Origin of the sequence: Hymenobacter wooponensis (genome assembly GCF_004745865.1) — a bacterium.
Taxonomy (GTDB): domain Bacteria; phylum Bacteroidota; class Bacteroidia; order Cytophagales; family Hymenobacteraceae; genus Hymenobacter; species Hymenobacter wooponensis.
In genome coordinates this window covers 42,816-60,706 of the sequence record NZ_SRKZ01000009.1, presented here as the reverse complement: position 1 = coordinate 60,706, position 17,891 = coordinate 42,816, and the positions used below count along the sequence as shown (strand labels likewise).

Here is a 17,891-nt window from a genome sequence, read left to right as displayed (position 1 = left end):
TAGCTACCAACATATGCGTATTGCATCGTCTTGCCGCGCCGTTTTCGCGGCGATAGTTCTGAGCCTGTCCATGCCGGCCTACGCCCAGATTCCCCAGAATCCGCCCACGCCGGCCGCGGACTCACTGCACAAATTCGAGGTGCCCGCGGCGGCGGCACCACCAGCTTCCAAACCCTGGTACAAGGGCAAACTGGTGAAGGCCAGCATTGTGCCCGCGCTGCTTATCGGCTACGGGGCCTATACCTTCAACGGGGGAGGCTTTTACACTAATCAGCAAGCCAACCGCGACATTCACAAGCTGTTTCCCACCTACCGTACGCGGCTGGACGACATCTTGATTTTTGCCCCCTATGCCGAGCTGGGATTGGTAGCCCTCTCGGGAGTAGAGTCACGCGACGACCGGCTGAACACCCTGCTGGTTATCGGCAAGTCGGAGTTATTCATGCTGGCATCCGTATTCGCGGTCAAAAACCTAACTCGGGAAACCCGCCCCGACGGTTCTGATAACCTTTCCTTCCCGTCAGGGCATACGGCCCAGGCGTTCTTGGCCGCTAGCATCGTGCACACGGAGTTCCGCGACAAAAGCCAGTGGTATGGCATTGGTGCTTATACTATCGCTACCAGCGTAGCGGCCCTGCGCATGATCAACAACAAGCACTGGCAGAGCGACGTGGTGGCGGGCGCGGGTTTCGGTATTCTCTCCGCACACCTGGGCTATCTTACCCACCGCAACCGCTGGGGCCGGCAGCCGCGCCTGGTAGGCCTGAACGTGGCTCCGGCCTATTTTGGCGGTGGCACATCCGGCCTGACGCTGAGCTGGCGCGCTCATTAACTAGCTGGCCTCATGCAGACCGCGCTGAAGAAAATCCCGGAAGTCACCCTACTCTTCTGGGTGATGAAGATCTGTGCCACCACCTTGGGCGAAACGGCCGGGGACCTGCTGGCGCAAACCCTGAACGTGGGTTACGGGGTTAGCTCCCTATTGCTGCTGGGCGTGTTCCTGGTCGTCCTGGCTGCCCAGCTAGTTGTCAGTCGGTACATCCCCGCGCTGTATTGGGCCGTGATTCTGGCCACCAGCACGGCGGGCACCACCATGTCAGACTACATGGACCGGACCATGGGTTTAGGCTACGCTACTGGTTCAGCGTTGCTGGTAACGCTGCTGGCCGTAATACTGGGGCTATGGCGGCTCAGCGAGAAAACCCTCTCGGTCAGTACGATTACCACTCGCCGGGGGGAGCTGTTTTACTGGACGGCAATTCTATTCTCCAACACGCTGGGCACGGCCTTAGGTGACTATCTGGCTGACGACTCCGGCTTAGGGTTCGCCGGAGGGGCGCTGCTCATCGGCTCCCTGCTGGCCCTAGTCGTGCTAGCGTACTATTTCACCTGCCTCTCGCACGTGTTTCTATTTTGGGTGGCGTTCGTGTTGACCCGCCCGTTCGGAGCTACGTTCGGTGACTTGTTAACCAAACCGGTAGCTAAACATGGCCTCGGCTTTGGCACCCAGGGTTCCTCGCTGATCCTGTTTGGGCTGCTAGCTATTCTGGTTGCCTACACCAGTTGGCGCCCTAACCGCCGCGCTGACCTTACAAATCCACGGCCTTTATAACCAAAGAGCATATGCTTCGCGGCCAGCGCACTGTCTGCTTTATAGTCGAAAAGCAGACAGTTAATTATCCAGGTTTCAGACCTATTTACTGTGCAAGCAGTAAGCGTTAGGGATGAATGACTTAGAGAATTCGCGAACTAGCATTTTATCGGTTCACCTTGAATTGTGCTAAGTTAGTTCCCCCGCGTAAGGCCTTGAAGTTAGCAGGGTGAGTGTTTTGAGCCCTCCTTACGGGGTGTTATACCTCCTGCTGCTTTCGCCGCCTTATGCGGCTGAATTCATTTACATACACTACTTACGCCTGTGAAAAATACCCCGCTCAATCTTTGCACCACGCGTCTCCACGGAGGGGAATACGGCCTGTATGTCGCGCTACGAGAACGGGCCGATAATGTCATGAATGCGGAAACCGAGCCGATTTACGGCCATAAGCCCGCCCGATACCTGCTGCAGGAAATAGCGGCCGGCAACAAGGAGTACTCTGAGCTGCTGCTCAGCAAAGAAACTGTCATTGGCAGAAGGGAAACCGGGGAAATTCTGCACGAATTGGCTCTTCTGCAAACGCACCTGTGGAAAGCAGGCAGAGTCCTGCGGGTCAGATTCTTAGAAGGGCCGGAACACGTGCACCGTCAAATTGAAACAATTGCCAAAACGTGGGAAACCCATGCCAACATCACGTTTGACTTTATTGCGCAGGGGCAGGCGGAAGTAAGAATTAGCTTTACCCGCAGCGGCTCCTGGTCCTTAGTAGGCACGGATGCTCTGACGGAACGCGATCAGAACAAAGCCACGATGAATTTTGATCTGTCGGACGAAACGACCAGTCCGGACGCTTTCCCGGCTACGATACTGCACGAGTTTGGCCATTGCCTGGGGTGCGTGCACGAGCATCAGAGTCCGGCAGCTGCTATCCAGTGGAACAAGCCTCTGATCTACAGCCGACTGTTTCAGGCCTACGGATGGGATCGGCAGAAAGTGGACACCAATTTCTTTGAACAAGCGGAAAAGGCTCTCATCACGAATTCGGGATATGATCCGCTTTCGATTATGCACTATAGTTTCCCCCCGGAATTCACCGTCCCCCCCACACCTACGCCGCATAACACCCAGCTGTCTGCACAGGACATTGCGTTCATTAGTCGGTGTTATCCTTTTCCCGCGTCGAGCACCGCATCCACGCTACTGAAGGGCTAGGGGCTGCACAGCAGCTCTTCTGGCCAGTTTGGGGCGCTAGCTCGTTTTTGTTACGGGTGCATAGAGCTTTACCTCGTATGCCAGCCGTAACAGACTGGGCAGCACTACTAAGAGCAGGGGCAGGGCCAGCAGCAGACCCCCAATAACGGCAATGGCCAGGGGCTGGTGCAGTTGAGCGCCTGCCCCGATTCCTAGGGCCAGGGGCAGCAAGGCGGCAATGGCGGCCAGCGCCGTCATCAGCTTGGGCCGCAGGCGGGCAGCAATAGCGTAGCCGATGGCCTGGGCCACGGGGTTGCCCTCGGCGCGGTTCTCGAAAAACTGTTGCAGCGTAAAGATGGCATTCTCCCCGATGATGCCCACCACCATAATTAGGCCCGTGTACGAGCCTACGTTCAGCGGGGTGTGGGTGAAGTATAGCGCCAGGCTGCCCCCGGCCGGGCCCAGAATGGCCACCAGCAGAATTAGTCCCGCCGCTTTCAGGTCTTTGAACAGGAACAGCGCCACCGCAAACACCAGCAGGCAAGCGGTGGCCAAAATCGTAAGCAGCTCCTGAAACGACTGCTGCTGCTCGGCGTAGGAACCTCCATACTGAATAAAGTAGCCCGGCGGCAGGGGCACTGACTGGGCCAGTTGCTGCTGGATGTCGCGCATGGCACTGCCCAGGTCGCGGCCGTCGAGGCGGGCCGTCACGGCCGTCATGGCTTGCAGGTTTTCCCGCTCCAGCTCCGCGTCGCCGGCGCTGATGCGCACCGTGGCCAGCTCATCGAGGCGGCGGCGCTGGCCATTGGGCAAGAACACCGGCTGGGCCCGCAGCTGCGCCAGCGTAGCCTGGGTGGCCTGCGGGTAGCGCAGGCGGATGTTGAGCAGCTGCTCGCCTTCGAGCACGTTGCCGGCTATTACGCCGGCCAGCTGGGTTTGCAGCTGGGCCTGAAAGTCGGTGCCGGTCAGCCCGAACTGGGCGAGGTGCCGTGCATTGGGGCGCACGTCCACGGCGGGCCCCATGCGCACGATGCCATTAAAGACGTCGGCCGTGCCGGGCGTATGCTCCACTACGGTGGCTACCTGGTCGGCAAGCCGGTAGCGGGTGGCCGCGTCGGGGCCGAATATCTTAATTTCAATGGGCTGCACAGTGCTCATCAAGTCGCCGAGCATATCGCCAATTACCTGCCCAAAGTCGATAGTCAGGGCCGGCTGGGTGGCTTCCACGCGCCGACGGATGTCGTTTATTACTTCTTCGGTCGTGCGCTTCCGGGGTGTTTTCAGGCGGATGAGGTAGTCGCCCCGGTTGGGCTCGGTGATGAAAAAGCCCATCTGTGTGCCCGTGCGCCGGGTATAGCTGGCCACTTCCGGGACGCGCAGAATCAGCTTTTCGGCCTGGCGCAGCATCCGGTCGGTTTCCTCGATGCTGGTGCCGGGCGGCGAGTTGTAGTCCAGCACAATGGCCCCTTCGTCCATCTCGGGCAAAAAGCCCGTAGCCAGGCGTGGAATAACTATCCACAGCGTGGCCAGCAACCCCACGATGCCTAGCAGGCTGTAGGCCGGCCGGCGGATGACGGCCCGCACCCACGGAATATCGTGGTGGGCAGAATCCATCACGGGGGAGGGCTGGGTAGTCTTGGAAAGTGCCGCTTTTTTCGAGTTGGACAGTAGTAGATATAGTACCGGCAAGCCCAGCCACGCCACCAGGAACGAGCAGGCCAGAGCGACGACCATGGTGGTGGCTAGCACTTTGAAGTAGGCCCCGGCTACGCCGCCCAGCAGGGCGAAGGGCAGGAAAATGACGATGGTGCTCAAGGAGGAGCCTAACAGCGCCGGCAACAGGTGCTTCACGGACCGGGCCACCACTTCGCCCGGACTGGCGGCCGGATGGTCCTCACCCACCCGGTGCAGCTGCTCGACCATGACTACGGCGTCGTCAATCATGAGGCCGATGGCGGCGGCTACGGCCCCCAGGGTCATAATGTTTAGGGAGTAGCCCAGCCCAAAGTAGAGCACGCCCAGCGTCATGGCCAGGGCAATGGGGATGGTGAGCAGGATGGTGAGAGAAGCCCGCCAGGAGCGCAGAAACAGGGCCGTCACCACCAGGGCCAGGGCCAGCCCAATCCAGAGCGAGTCCTGCACCGACTTGACCACCTCCGACACGAAATCCGCCTGGTCGTAGTAGGGCTGCAGGGTGATGCCGCGGGGCAGGCCCGCCTGCCCCGCCTTCACCTTGGCCAGCACGCCTTCAGATACCTTTACCACGTTGGCGTCGGGCTGACGCAGCACCGAAATCAATACCGCCTCGTGGCCGTTGGCGTTGACGCGGGTGTATTCCGGCTGTTCGCCCAGCGTTACGGTGGCCACATCCGAGAGGCGCACTATGCGGCGCCCGTCGTTGCGCAGCACCACGTTTTCCAGGTCGCTCTTGGTAACGATGGTAGCGTCGGTCACGGTCAGATATAACCGGCGGTAGTCGCTCAGGTAACCGTTGCTTTGCACGAAGTTGGTTTGGCCTAAACTGGCGCTGACGGTCGCCGGAGTCAACCCCAGGGCGGCTAGCTGATCGGGCAGCAACTCCACCTGAAACTCCTTGGTGCGGCCGCCCTGCACCTGCACGGCCGACACGCCATCCACCTGGGAGAGAAACGGCTTGATGGTGTACAGCGCCAAGCGGCGCAACTCCAGCGCCGAGCGCCCCGGCCCTTCCAGCGTATAGCCCATCACCGGCAGAATAGCCGGGTTCATGCGCTCGACGCTGATTTGCGTGCCCGCCGGCAAATCGCCCCGAATTTGGTTGAGGCGCGACTCCACAATCTGCTGGCTTTGCACCACGTCCACGTTCCAGGTGAAAAAGGCCGAGATTTCGCAGGAGCCCCGGCTGGTGGTGGACCGCAGCAGCTTGAGGCCCGGCACCTGCTTCATGGCATTTTCCAACGGCTTGGTCACCGTCACCATCATCCGGTCCACGGGCTGCAGCCCGTTGTCGGCAATGACTTTCACCTTGGGAAAGGTGACTTCGGGAAACAAGGCCACGTTGATGCACCGGTACGCCAGCGTACCCAGGGCGAGTACCAAAGCCAGCAGCACGGCAATGGGGGCTTTATACCGCTGAAAAACCGGATTTTCCATAAGCTGAGCAAGAAATTACTACCGGCTAAGCTGCACGGCTGCCGTATCGTCGAGGCCGTAGTTGCCCGTAAGCAGAATCCGGTCCTGGGGACTGAACCGGGGGCGGCTGATTTCCACCCGGCCGTCCTGCTCGGGGCCGCGCACCACCGGCACTTTCACGGCGGTAGAGTCATCAAGCAGGCGCATCACCCAGAACTGGGTCTGGGTTTCATCGGTGAGCACGGCCTCACGGGGCAGGGTGGGCACCGGCCGGGGAGCCGTGCGGTCCAGCTCCACCTGCACGGCCAGGTTTTCGGGTAGTTCCGGCACCGCTCCGCCGGTGGGCCGCACGGTGTAGCGCTGGGTTTGCAGGGTGGGGTCGGCCGTGGCCAGCACTTCGGCCACCTGACCCGCCAGCACCCGGCCGTCGGGCAGCAGGATGCGGCAGCGCTGGCCGGGGCGTACGTAGCGCAGCTGCGTCGCCGGCACATCCAGCACAAAGCCAAAGCGGCTTTTGTCGTACACCACGCCTAGCTGCTCGCCGTCCTGCACGTAGTCGCCGGCCAGCTTGTCCACGGTCGCCAGCACGCCGGCGCGCGTGGTTTTCACAGCCAGAATCCCGGAAAAGCGCAGACGCGGGTCGCCGGTGAGCTGATCCAGATGCAGCACCCGCGCCTCCTTGGTTTGCACCCGAAACACGGTTTGGCCCGCGCTGACGGCCTGACCGGGCACGGGTGAAGGTGATAATACGTAGCCTGTGGCCGTGGCTCGGAGTACATCCTTAGCCGGGTAGGTGGAAATCGCGCTTAGGCGCAGCACGTCGGTGAGGGTATCGGTGCGGACGGCCCCTACTGTTACCAGCGCGCGGGGGGCACTAGTGGTTCCGGCAACGGCTCCTGGTGTTCCGTCGCCGGAATGACAGGCAGTCAGCAGCAGAGGGGCTCCGATAGCCAGTAGAAAACGCAGGGAGTATACAGGCATATAAAAACGGGCTATTGCTCAGCTAGAAAGTCGAGGGCGTACAGGCTGCGCAACCGGTCCGTTTCCGCCTGAGACAAACTGAACTGGAGCGTGCGGTAGCTGGTCACGACGTTGAGGTAATCGAGAATGACCACGTCGCCCGTGGCCAGCTGCTGGCGCGTGGCTCCCACCAGCGTCTGGGCAATGCGCAGCTGCTCGCGAATGCGCACCAGCAGCGCATCGGCGGCCCGAATCTGTCCTTCCAGCTGCTCGTACTGCTGGCGGCGCTGCACCGTGATGAATTGCCGGTAGCCCCGCCGGCTTTGCTCGCTCAGGGCGATGCGCTGGTATTGCAGCTGGCGCTGGTGGCCATCGTAAACCGGAATGGAAAGCAGCAGCCCGCCACTGGCTCCGAAGCTATGGCTCAGCGCCCGCGGCAGATAAGAGGTGGACTGCAAACCGGCATCCGCCACCACGCTCACCCGCGGCAAGTAGTAAGTATCCACGGCCCGCCGGTCGAACAGATTCCGGAGGCTATCCAGCGTGTACTGGCGCTGAGCGGGAGCCAACAGCCCGGCCAGGGGCCGGCGGGTAGGTGGGGTCGGTATTTCCAGCGCGACTAGGGCCGTGTCGGCTACTCCGGCTAACGCCCGCAACGTACCCAGCTCGCGGCGATACGCCAGGCGATTCTGATCCACCGTTACTTCCTGCGTGCGCACCGACAAATAAAAGCTTAGGTACTGGGTTTGCTTGAATATGCCAGCTTCCACCAGCTGGCGCAGCTGGCGGTCCTGCTGGCGCAACTGGGTGAGCAGGCCCCGGGCAAAGTCTAGCTGCAATTGGGCGGCATAGGCCGTCAGAAACTGGTCCGTAACCGTGCGGCGCAAATCCAGGGCGCTTAGTTGCCGGTTGTTGCGCAGCACCTGTCCCTGGTTGCCCAGAATACGATAATCGTTGGCTAGCAATGCCCGGTTGAAGACCGGTTTGCTCACTTGGCCCACGACCGCGTAGTTGCCGCCGTTGGTGATGGCCTGGTCGTAGCCCAGCACGGCCTCGCCCTGGCGGTTGCGGATGCTGGGGTACAGCACCGCGGCCCCGGTACCGTTTATCAGAATGCCATTCTGGGCCTTGCGGCGCAGGCTGTCGAGGCGGTTCTGGCTGACTTGGTTGGCCAGCTCAATCAGTTGGGGGCTGTTCTGCTGGGCCACAGCCACGAAATCAGCTAGTCGGCGCGGACTGGTGGGTAAATTATGTGGGGCAGCGAGTAGCGAGGTAAGCGCGGGCCTGCTTGCACTGGAACGCTGCGCCCGGCTGGCTCCTGCAGATAGCAGCACCGCCACCAGTATACACAGGCAGCAGAAAAGCGGGCAATGAGGTGAGCGGGTAGGCAAAAGCACAGGAATTGAGTGAGGCAGCAAAACACACACTCAATTCTGGAGGAAAATTGGAGCACCTTATACCCATTACGCTACCTTGCTCTACATGCACTGCTTGGTAAGAAGGCGCCGGTCACAAAACCGGAGAAGCGAACCAGTAGTGGCTCGGTTTTTTAAAACAATATGCAGAGCGTCGGAACAAATCCGACGCAGGCAGACCAAACTCACGAAAAGCTATGCTCTAACTGATATTGACCAACTCGTCAATACCGGTTGAGGCCGGAGTGCGCGTCACTGTGCAATCTTGCCAGACCGCGATGTAAGTGTAATTGTTGAGTTGCCCGTAAGGACAAATGCAAGGCTTAATGGGAAGGATTCAATGCGCACCAGGTAGGTGCCGTAACATTTAATTTTCTGAACCACGGCCTTAACTGCTTGCTTTTGCGACATCAAGCAATTTGGTCAGAGATTTTGGGTGTCGGATCCTGCGTATCCAGTTATGCTCTCGATGGGTAAGGCAACCGCATTGCCATTAAGCAGCACGTAGTAATTTTTTTCCGAGATGTACACCACCTCGACAGGTGCCTGCAGCACAGCTGGGGATGTAATAGCCCCACTTTTTACCAGCTTGTCAAGCGCTTCTGCCTGCAGGTAAAAGCGGGTGAAGTAGGGCCGCCCACCGCCCAACTGCAACGGCATCCAGCGATAGAAGAGCACTCCGTATAACACGCACGCTACTAGGAGAAAAGTAATGCCTGCTATAGCAGCCCACACTGCTCGCTGGAGCGAAGGTTTTTCCCTAATCCGGCGCATCTGCCGAACTATTACTTGACAGACCACTCCACTGGAGATGAAGTACAGGATGAGTAAGCTCATGCCATATACGCCTACCCATATTATTACAACAGCCACTAGTAGGTAGAACCACGGCAGTCCATGCTTTTTGCCCCAATTAGGAGTGCCTGCAGCCGGTTTAAGCGCCGCAAATAAGAATATACTGGCTGCAACAAATGCGACGGCTATGATCACTACTTTCATGGGCGCAACCGATTCAGCCGTTGCCGAGAAGCTCCCCGTTATGGTGAACGCAGCGCATCCATACCCAAGAGCTCCCAGTACAGCAAACGCAGCATCCACTATAGGTATGGGTACCTGCTCTTGATCGTGCGTGGTATAGTAGGCTATTAGCACGGGAGGTAGCGTAAAGCCTAAGAAGCTGATGCCCGCTTTGATATAGTTAAAGCTCAACCAACTTGCTTCTGTCAGATTGTGAGTTGCTAGGTACATATTCACAATCAGGTAACCGGCCGCGTAGAGGGCGAACAATCCCATGGTTACAAGTGATTCGGACGACACTTCAGATACTTTCATGTAGGGTAAGTAAAAGAGAAAGTTAAACTACCACGTGTGTCAGAGGCTTATCAGCCTTCTTTGATCACTCTCAGTGATCTTACACCGGGCTAACGTACCTATACGAGCTGAATACAATGCTATTGCGGCGTGATAGTTTTACTAATAGCACACGTTACCGCGCTCCGGGCAACTGGGCAGTCGCTGTAATTACTCAGTTTGCTGTCCGGCAGGAAATAAAGGCTATTTAAAGGCTGGACGATCGTTTCCTCTTATCCGATAAGCGTGTATATTTCAACACGTAGATACATGTTTTACCCTTAACCACTACCTATTACCATGGCTATCAAACCCGGCCCTAAGCCTAATAAAGAAGATGGTACTCCGGACAGAAGAAGACGGGTGACGGAAGAAAACAGACCGAAACACCCCGATCTGAAACCGCATAAGCATAAGAAAGGCGACTAGTAGGCCTACCTGCGACTTACAGTAAGTCGCCTTGTCGAGGTCTCAACGCCCCATAACAGTATGCACCATGGTAAAGCCCCTCGCCCGCTATCCTCAGGAAGTGACGCGAGGGGCTTTCGTTTGCATAGCGCCTCTCCAGCACCGTGCTGGCCGCTCTGTCGTGTTCACTTACCCAGATACACGCCTAGGCTACCTGCACCTGCTGGCAGGCTATAAGCTATCCAACTACCCAGTTTGACGCGAAAGTGCACGCACGGACGCTGGCTCTCCGGCTTGCTTATCGTCCTTCTTACTTAGGTAGACCAGCAGCCCCACGGCTGCAAGAGCGCCTAGTTTGAAAGCTGTTTAGGGTTTCTGGTAGAGCTTCACACTTTTTGGGCTTTGCGAAGGGCCTCCACATAGTGGCGCTCCTCTTTCACGGCATTCAGGCGGGCTTCGTCCTGTTCCCGCTACGCGAGTTCCTTCTCGCGCATCTGCTTCCGAATCTTCCCCTGCACTTTCTCCTGGAATTCCTGCACCACGTAGAGTTCCTGCAGCTTCAGGTTCAGATAGCTGGCCGACACGGAAGCATCCCGCGCGGTGGTCAGTCTGTTGTTGGCTTCGAACGCTTTGTTAACCCGCGGTTCCACCACGGTCACGTTGTTTTTTGAACCCCTTTCGCTCGTTTCGTGGCGTCGAGGAGGGAATGATCAAGCAGGCCATCGGGGTGTGCATTGCCGCCGGGGCCAAAATAAATCCGGACGTGCTGGAGCTGTCCCACCGCACCTACGCCCTGCAGCTGCTGTCCCAGAAGGCCTGAGTGGAGCGCGACGACAATGAAACGCCCGAGGCCATATTTGCCTCGGGCGTTTTTCGTGCCAGTGGTGCTCAGGCACCAGCTGACTACTCGTAGTCGTCGATTTCGATTTCCTCATCCGGTTCCCGGTTGGGGTATAGGTCACCGAGAATGGATTCAATTGTTTCCTCGCCCAGGTCGTCCCCTTCATTGATCTGCCGGAATCGTTCCTCGTTTTCTTCTTTTTCCTGCTGGGCGAGCCATTTGTAGTAGGCTTCCTGGCGTTCAGGGCTCGTGGGTTGTTGCATGGTCAGATGATGGTTAAAAGCCGGTGGAATAAACTTTGTTGTGCATAGATAGCGACTGCAATACTCTAAAAACAAGCATTTTAGCCGCAGAGCGTTTTAGCCGTCTTATTCCCTTTATACTACAAGGAGTGGATATGCAGAATTATCACAAACTTTTTTTCTGGTGTCCAGATCCAAGGAATTTTCTGTCCGCTTATGAGTATGCGCCAACTGCTCGCTAAGCGCTTGCTGGAAGCCCAGCAGCCGGAGTCACGAGCAATTTCAGCGTAGCGTGGCTCAGGAACTGGGACTAAACTGCTGGAACTGCTGGTCAGGATGGGGACGCAGTGGCCACTGCGTCCCCATCCTGACCAGCAGCAACCAGACGTGGCCTAGCAGGCTGAATTTACACGATGCCGCCAAGCCGCAAATACGGGTTGGATTGAATCTGCCGGCAGCCGTCGATGATGTTTTCTACTTGCGCCTCGTATTCGGTGCCAGCAGTAGGCAGGCTCCGGGCCACCCGTGACACTTCAAAAGCCTCATCAATCACGCGCTGTTCCTGGGCCGCGTAGTTGTCGTGCGTCCGGGGGCGTTTGGAGGGCATACCCACTTGCGTTTCAGCGACCTGATTGTAGGGGCGGTGCAGGGCTTTGACTTGTTCAAGTAAGGTGTTGCTCATGGCTGGAATGGAAAAGTTGGTGTCGAAAAAAGACGGCTATTCGCTTTAGACTTCCAAATCAGGAGCAAAAAAAAGAATCGATTGGCCGGGCAAATTACCTGCTGAAAACGCGTTTCTGGCCTAAAAAGGGGGGCTGTTATATGTGTCTTAAGGATAACGCACGGTATCCACCCGCCAACTCGGTTGCTTATAAACGAATAAACCCCGGAGGCTGGGGGCTCCAGGGTTTAAAGAAGTGGGTGCCGTCACACCTACCTTCTAACGCAATGAATACGTAACGGGTCAATACGAATTTTGGGTGCCAGCTTACACCCAGCATATCCTACCAGCAGGGTAAAGAGCAGCGTCTTGTACGAACAGTCAGAACACTTAGGTAGGGTAGTAGAACCCTATAGTGCGTGTAGTACTTCGTTATGAACGATCGGTTGGATACTCGATTGCCAAACTTAGCGGCTCAATTTGCATCGTGTTATATATGCTATCCGCATCATCCATAATCCACCCCTTCGTTAACGCCTCTTGTAGATATTGCTGCGCTGGCTGGGGAAGACTTGGGAGCAGACTTTCCAAGGTTTTTATACTGGCCGTATAGCTATCCCGGATCTGAGCTAATTTAGAAATCTCGTTGTGCAACCCAAGGATTTCCAGGCTAGTAATGGCGCGTATCTTGATAAACGCGGCATAGCGCTCAGGATCGGCCCGCAAGGCACTAAAGAGTGCCTGCTCATAGCTATACTCTAGTGGGTCAAGATCTGTCGCAGACGAAGAAGGCATGGTTGGAACCCGCTCGCGCAGTTCCGCCTCAATAACGATTCTAATTTTTCGTACGCTTTCCATGAAGGGGGCAGTGGCAAAGTGAAGAAGGTGGATTTTCGGTATGGAAAGCACCGGCAGCAACCTTGATCTATATAAAGTGGAGAGCAACGTCTGGTAATAGGGAAAGCAGGTAGGTATGCAAGCAATAGCAAGTAAACAACCTGTAGAAGCCGGGCACTAAGGTAGCTCAATATTTAAATAGGGCAAATTTGCCCTAACATTTTCTGGCTTTAGCCGCCTCTTTTGCGGGGTGAAATACCTCCGGGATCAACACGGCCTGCAGCAGTTTGGGCTTCGCTTGCGCCACTTGCGGACGGCTAAGGGGTTCACCCAAGAAAGCTTAGCAGCAGCTGCGGAGATAGAATTCAGTCAAATCGGTCGGATTGAGCGGGGTGTCATTAACACAAGCTTAAGTACTGTCTTCGTCTTAGCGCGCACTTTGCAGATAGACGTGAGGGAGTTATTCGACTTTTCCTCCACTACCTGATCGGTGGCTTACTGCCGCTAAACTTTGCATTCCTGTTGCAGTTTCTGGCAAGTCCGGCGTACAGCTCACCCTATTTTATGCTACCAAAAAATGAGTGACGAGATAGCAGAGATTTTCGGCCAAGTACTCCAGCAGTCACGAAAACAGCTAAGTATGTCCCAGGAAGAGCTGGCTTATGCCAGCAGTTTGAATCGCACCTATATTTCACATTTAGAAAACGGTAAGCAGGCTCCTTCTCTAGTAACGCTATTCAACTTGGCCCAGGCTCTGAACGAGAAGCCATCCACGCTGCTGCGGCGAGTTGAATTACACCTAAGTCAACAGAGTAGTAAGCAGAAGGCAGTGTAGTTACAACTCCAGCACAAGCTAGAACTGGCCTGGCTTTCATCCAAGACAAAATTTGACCAAAAAGCGGCAAAATACCATTTGTAACTTTATCAAGTATTGTGCATTCATGAGTAAATAGGCTTACTCTTCTTTACATTATACCGCATGTTCTTTTTTGCTCTAAATCAGCTCAAAAACTCTTTTTAGCTATGCTAATCCAATAAAATTATTAAAAAATAATACCCTATCCAGAATTTATAAATTGTATTATTAATATACATATACTACTTGATCCGTGTAATCTATCTGAATTCGGTGCAATTAGAAATGATTGCACTTTGAAATGATTATATTGCATTAATACCTTTGCGGTCTGTTCAATCCTTCACAAATCGCTTTTTATGGAAGAGTTGTATGCTCGCTTTCCTGCGCTCGCAGATCACCCCACTGTTGCTTGTTGGCTGCAAATCGTTACCAATGAAGGATTAGTCAAGAACACGGTACTCAAATACGCTCGTGTACTAAGTGACTTCTTACGCCATTGCCAGGAACACCCAGTGGACCACCTGCTTGCAACGCGGGAGCACACCGCGCTGTACCAGAACAGCCTGGGCAAAAAGACCTGGCGAAAAGGTCATGTCACCCGAACGGGCCTGTCCAAATCCACCATTCGTCAACACCTGATGGTACTTAAGCTGTACTATTCATATTTGGTGGATTCTGGTGAGCGAACAACTATCCCGCTTCGCAAAAGCACCAGCCCCCACGGCTCTCATCCCTATTACAGCTCCGGAGCTAATGAGGCGGAGGAATGCGAAGCCTGGATACCTGATGCACAGGAGTGGGCAGCGATTACCGCTCGCATGCAACGAACTTCCCTGCGCAACCTGCTGATGCTGAAGCTGGCCTACGATGGAGCATTACGCCGGGAAGAAGTCTGCTCGCTGCAGGTGGGCGACCTGGATCACGCAAACCTGTTGCTAACCGTGCGCAGAGAAACGACTAAGAACAAACTGCAGCGCATCGTGCCCTTCTCCCGGGAAACACAGTTAGTGTACGACGCCTACCTGGCCATTCGGCCGGTCCCGCTCCATCCCCGCGAGCCCCTCTTTGTCTCCGAGTCCCGGCGCAATACCGGCCGGCCCATCACGATTTGGTCCTGGAGCAAGATCGTGCACACCGTAGCGCTACGCAGCGGCTTGCCTCAATTGAGAACCCATACCATGCGCCATTTACGCCTTACGCATTTGGCGGAGGCAGGGGTTGACCTCTTGGCGATCGCCAAAATTGCCGGCCACAAGAATCCGCAAACGACGATGCGCTACCTACATCTACGCCCGCCTGAGATAGCCAAAAAAGTAGTTGACGCCCTGCGCTCCCTGGATGATGAACAGGACTCCTCCCTTTGCTAAGGCCAGTATGAGCACTCCCCACCGATTGGAAGTATGGGCCACCCGCCTGGCGGAATTCAATCAAGAGCCCGCCCTGCTGGTCCCCGAAAAGAATGCGTTACTTGAATGCGTTCGGGCGCAGCCCCTGCCGGGCAGTGCACTGCCGCCGGGGCAGGGCACGCGACCCGACCTGGCGCGTTTACTGGAGCCGGTACGCTGCGCCCTGGCCTTTTGCGGTTACGAGGAAGCCAGCGAGCCCAGTGTCCTCGCCTGCCTGGATGTACTGGTAAGCCAGATGCAGCACCGGGGCACATCGCTATGGGCCTGGGATGAGGCAGTTTGGGTAAGCCTGATCGGTAAAACCAAACAAGCGGGCTCGGTAGCGCGCGCGCCCGGCCTGCGGCAGCTGGGTGCCACCCCGGCCCGGGTCCGGGAACACCTGATGTGCTGCGCCTACCTGCTCAAAAGCATACCCATCTATTCGCTCGTTGCTCCCGGTCAGCCCGTGACCGTTGCCGCCCGCCAGCTGTTAGACCATGGTGCCTTACAGGCTGCGCTGGCCACCGTCCAGACCGAGCTGCAGCGCGGCGGGTGGACCAATAGCGGTAGCAACCCCGTGCTGGCCGCCTGCCTCAGCCAGGCGCTTCTTTTGGCCCGCAGCCCCCATTTGACCGACCTCACGCTTCCTGTCCTGCAGCGTGTCCACGATCTGGCGGCGGACTTGCCCTACCTGCGACGCGCCTGCATTCTACTCTCCAAAGCCTTGCACGGGCTGGGCATCCTGACCGAGGCCTTAACTCCCGGTCCTCGCCTCCGAGTCGGGCGTCGAGGCGAGCAGGATTCCATGCCCGAGGCCTGGCTGTCACTTCTGCAGCGGTGGGCCTCGACGGAGAGCTGCAACGAAAGCGTGCGCAACCTGGTCCTAACGGCCGCGGCCAAAGCTGCCCGGTGGTCGGCCTCTCAGCCCGGCGCACCCACGCCCGAGCAGTGGACAGCGCCCATTGCCTTGCAATTCGTTGCGGCCGTGAAAACTATGCGCATGGGCCAGTGGTTGCACCCGGCCCATGCCGGGCGCTATAGCCGCGCTGACCGGGAAATGAAACCGGCTTCCCGCGCCCAGCTGCTGAGCTGCCTGCGCCGCTTTTTTGCCGATTGTCAGGAGTGGGGCTGGCTTCCGGTGCAGTTCAGCCCGCAACGCCTGCTGGCCGCGCCGCGCGCCATCCGGGACCAATGCAACATCAAGCCCCGTGTCCTGGAACACCACGTTTGGATGAAATTGCGGGAGGCCAGTGCAACCCTGACGGCCCAGGACCTGGCCTACGCGCCCTTAACCCGCCCGGACGGCAGCACCTGCGAGCGCCGGGCCCATTACCCGTTCGAACTGGTACGCGCCATCGCTATTACCTGGCTGCTGACCGGCCTGCGAAGCGACGAGCTCGGACGGCTAGCAGTAGGCTGCGTGCGGCGCCAGCCCAAGGTCACCGGCTACGCAGCTTGGTTACCCCAGGATGAGGTGCTTGGGGCCTGTTACCTGCGCGTACCGAGGCACAAGTCCGGACGAGCCTTTGAGAAACCAGTTCCGCAAGCAGTGGGCGACGCGGTGCTTGCGTGGCAGCATGTGCGGCCGGCCACCCCAGCCCAGCCGGACCCGAAAACCGGGGAGCTAACCGACTTTTTGTTTACGCGGCGGGGCGGCACCATCGGGCGCACGTACCTTAATCACTGCTTGATTCCCTTACTCTGCCGCAAGGCGGGCATTCCCACGCATGATGCGCATGGCCCGATTACCAGCCACCGGGCTCGCACGACGCTAATTACAAGCCTGTATAACAGCGGTAAAATGAGCGTATTGGATATAATGAAATGGATGAACCACAAGTCGATGCGAACCACGCTGCATTACATCGACGTTCCCGATAAACGGATCATCGACGCATTCCTGCAAGCCAACGCGCACATCAACCAGCAGGCAAAATATGCGACGCCAAAATTTCCAGCCGGCCAAGCCGATCCGCCCGCTGCCCCCCTGTCCCGCGCCCGCATCTTGGAGTCGCTAACGACCCTTGAGCAACTGGCCGCCGTTCCCACGCTCTCAGCCGCTGGGCGGCACGCCATTCAGCAAGGCATGCATGCCCTGCAACAACAACTCGCGCACTTACCACCCGACCCGGAAGCATAGGCTCTTCAACTAAACTGCCAGCAGAAGCCTTCTGAACACTAGAAGTGATGTGCTCAATGTACCCAGCGTACGTATAGATGGCCGTGCGCAACGGATATGGTTGAACCCATTCTTTCTGATAGACCGTTTGTATAGTACTGCGTTAGAAGTTTGACTAAAAAAGCCCCGCCGGCCCCAGTCGGTGGGGCTTATTCGTTGACTTTCGGTAGGACAGAGATTGGTTTCCACCTTTTTAGAGCGTGTGGACAGCACGAGCTGCGAAGGAAGGTGGAGAGTCAAGCGTGCGGCGCTGGACCCCGTTGAGCAGAGGTAGGGTGCACCCCATATAGGGGCCATTTAGATTTTCTGTAAGCTACGCAGACGGCACCTTGTCTATTGGGATAGGTAATTCATCTTACGTTTTTCCCTAGCAAAGTAGCTCCTTGAGTCGGCCACGTTCGAGCTTCAAGTTCACTTAACACGACGGCTAAGTACCCGGCCGTGTGACCTTGTTGGCGCAACATCAGCGTGGCTTTCTTGTAAGGAAAGCTGTCCGCATTTATCAAAGTCATTCCCTCAGCCGCCATAAGCACTTCGGCCTTGATGGCAAACTTGTTGACACTCTCTGATTGGCAGGCGCCCAGCAGTAGCAGCGAAAGCAGGATGGGGTACCCTTTCAGAACCAGGCTATTTCCGGTCACGATTATTTTCCTATGCCTGCCGATGACGGCGCGTTGAGGAGGATGACTTGACAGCGGCAAAGAGGGGCCGTACAGCACGAGCCGTTTCTCTTCGGCGAGAGTAGCAGTTGGGCGGGTGCACTGAGACGCAACGCAACAAGCCGTAGTGGTGGATGAGCTCATCGCGCAGCACTAGAAAAATACTCTGGTAATTGGCTCGGTCTACTCGAGTCCACTC

16 protein-coding genes are annotated in these 17,891 nt (G+C 57.1%); 8 read left to right on the top strand and 8 right to left on the bottom strand.

The window, feature by feature from the left end; translation table 11 throughout:
* The first annotated feature begins 13 nt into the window (after nt 1-13).
* The 3 genes from EU557_RS23560 to EU557_RS23550 all read left to right on the top strand — a co-directional run bounded on the left by EU557_RS23560 (nt 14) and on the right by EU557_RS23550 (nt 2,806).
* Nucleotides 14-832 carry a phosphatase PAP2 family protein gene (locus EU557_RS23560; RefSeq protein WP_081910978.1) on the top strand — a complete coding sequence of 273 codons (819 nt, stop codon included), beginning with the start codon at nt 14-16 and terminating at the stop codon, nt 830-832.
* A gap of 12 nt (nt 833-844) precedes the next feature.
* Nucleotides 845-1,612, top strand: coding sequence for a COG4705 family protein (locus tag EU557_RS23555; protein WP_210116121.1), 768 nt, complete (start codon nt 845-847; stop codon nt 1,610-1,612).
* A gap of 303 nt (nt 1,613-1,915) precedes the next feature.
* Nucleotides 1,916-2,806: a zinc metalloprotease gene (locus tag EU557_RS23550; protein ID WP_135532937.1), complete on the top strand. Its 891-nt coding sequence runs from the start codon at nt 1,916-1,918 to the stop codon at nt 2,804-2,806.
* Between the two features lie 36 nt (nt 2,807-2,842).
* On the opposite strand, the gene EU557_RS23545 is transcribed toward EU557_RS23550, so the two are convergent.
* The 5 genes from EU557_RS23545 to EU557_RS23525 form a co-directional block, all read right to left on the bottom strand.
* Nucleotides 2,843-5,917, bottom strand: a complete 3,075-nt coding sequence (locus EU557_RS23545) for an efflux RND transporter permease subunit (protein ID WP_135532935.1) — start codon at nt 5,915-5,917, stop codon at nt 2,843-2,845.
* An 18-nt stretch (nt 5,918-5,935) separates the two neighbouring features.
* Nucleotides 5,936-6,877: an efflux RND transporter periplasmic adaptor subunit gene (locus tag EU557_RS23540; RefSeq protein WP_135437050.1), complete on the bottom strand. Its 942-nt coding sequence runs from the start codon at nt 6,875-6,877 to the stop codon at nt 5,936-5,938.
* Nucleotides 6,878-6,888: 11 nt separating this feature from the next.
* Nucleotides 6,889-8,064: a TolC family protein gene (locus tag EU557_RS23535; protein WP_167855339.1), complete on the bottom strand. Its 1,176-nt coding sequence runs from the start codon at nt 8,062-8,064 to the stop codon at nt 6,889-6,891.
* Nucleotides 8,065-8,694: 630 nt separating this feature from the next.
* A complete protein-coding gene (locus EU557_RS23530; RefSeq protein WP_135532933.1) occupies nt 8,695-9,603 on the bottom strand; it encodes a hypothetical protein in 909 nt (302 codons plus the stop codon).
* An 896-nt stretch (nt 9,604-10,499) separates the two neighbouring features.
* Complete coding sequence (locus tag EU557_RS23525) at nt 10,500-10,679, bottom strand: SNIPE associated domain-containing protein (RefSeq protein ID WP_167855338.1); 180 nt, start codon at nt 10,677-10,679, stop codon at nt 10,500-10,502.
* Nucleotides 10,680-10,696: 17 nt separating this feature from the next.
* Here EU557_RS23525 and EU557_RS25615 point away from each other — a divergent pair, with 17 nt between their 5' ends.
* Nucleotides 10,697-10,849 (top strand): hypothetical protein, encoded by a 153-nt coding sequence (locus EU557_RS25615; protein ID WP_167855337.1) that lies wholly within the window; start codon nt 10,697-10,699, stop codon nt 10,847-10,849.
* 83 nt (nt 10,850-10,932) lie between these two features.
* Here the strand turns inward: EU557_RS25615 and EU557_RS23520 are convergent, their stop codons facing one another.
* The 3 genes from EU557_RS23520 to EU557_RS23510 form a co-directional block, all read right to left on the bottom strand.
* Nucleotides 10,933-11,133, bottom strand: coding sequence for a hypothetical protein (locus tag EU557_RS23520; RefSeq protein WP_125433386.1), 201 nt, complete (start codon nt 11,131-11,133; stop codon nt 10,933-10,935).
* Nucleotides 11,134-11,518: 385 nt separating this feature from the next.
* Complete coding sequence (locus EU557_RS23515; RefSeq protein WP_135532932.1) at nt 11,519-11,794, bottom strand: hypothetical protein; 276 nt, start codon at nt 11,792-11,794, stop codon at nt 11,519-11,521.
* Nucleotides 11,795-12,205: 411 nt separating this feature from the next.
* Entirely contained in the window at nt 12,206-12,718 is a 513-nt protein-coding gene (locus EU557_RS23510; protein WP_125433388.1) for a hypothetical protein, read from the bottom strand.
* 142 nt (nt 12,719-12,860) lie between these two features.
* Between EU557_RS23510 and EU557_RS23505 the strand changes: the two genes are divergently transcribed.
* The 4 genes from EU557_RS23505 to EU557_RS23490 all read left to right on the top strand — a co-directional run bounded on the left by EU557_RS23505 (nt 12,861) and on the right by EU557_RS23490 (nt 16,994).
* Complete coding sequence (locus tag EU557_RS23505; RefSeq protein WP_125433389.1) at nt 12,861-13,097, top strand: helix-turn-helix domain-containing protein; 237 nt, start codon at nt 12,861-12,863, stop codon at nt 13,095-13,097.
* 90 nt (nt 13,098-13,187) lie between these two features.
* A complete protein-coding gene (locus EU557_RS23500; protein WP_125433390.1) occupies nt 13,188-13,445 on the top strand; it encodes a helix-turn-helix domain-containing protein in 258 nt (85 codons plus the stop codon).
* 380 nt (nt 13,446-13,825) lie between these two features.
* On the top strand, nt 13,826-14,836 hold the full coding sequence (locus tag EU557_RS23495; protein WP_135532930.1) for a tyrosine-type recombinase/integrase: 1,011 nt from the start codon (nt 13,826-13,828) through the stop codon (nt 14,834-14,836).
* 7 nt (nt 14,837-14,843) lie between these two features.
* On the top strand, nt 14,844-16,994 hold the full coding sequence (locus EU557_RS23490) for a tyrosine-type recombinase/integrase (RefSeq protein WP_167855336.1): 2,151 nt from the start codon (nt 14,844-14,846) through the stop codon (nt 16,992-16,994).
* Nucleotides 16,995-17,891 lie beyond the last annotated feature (897 nt).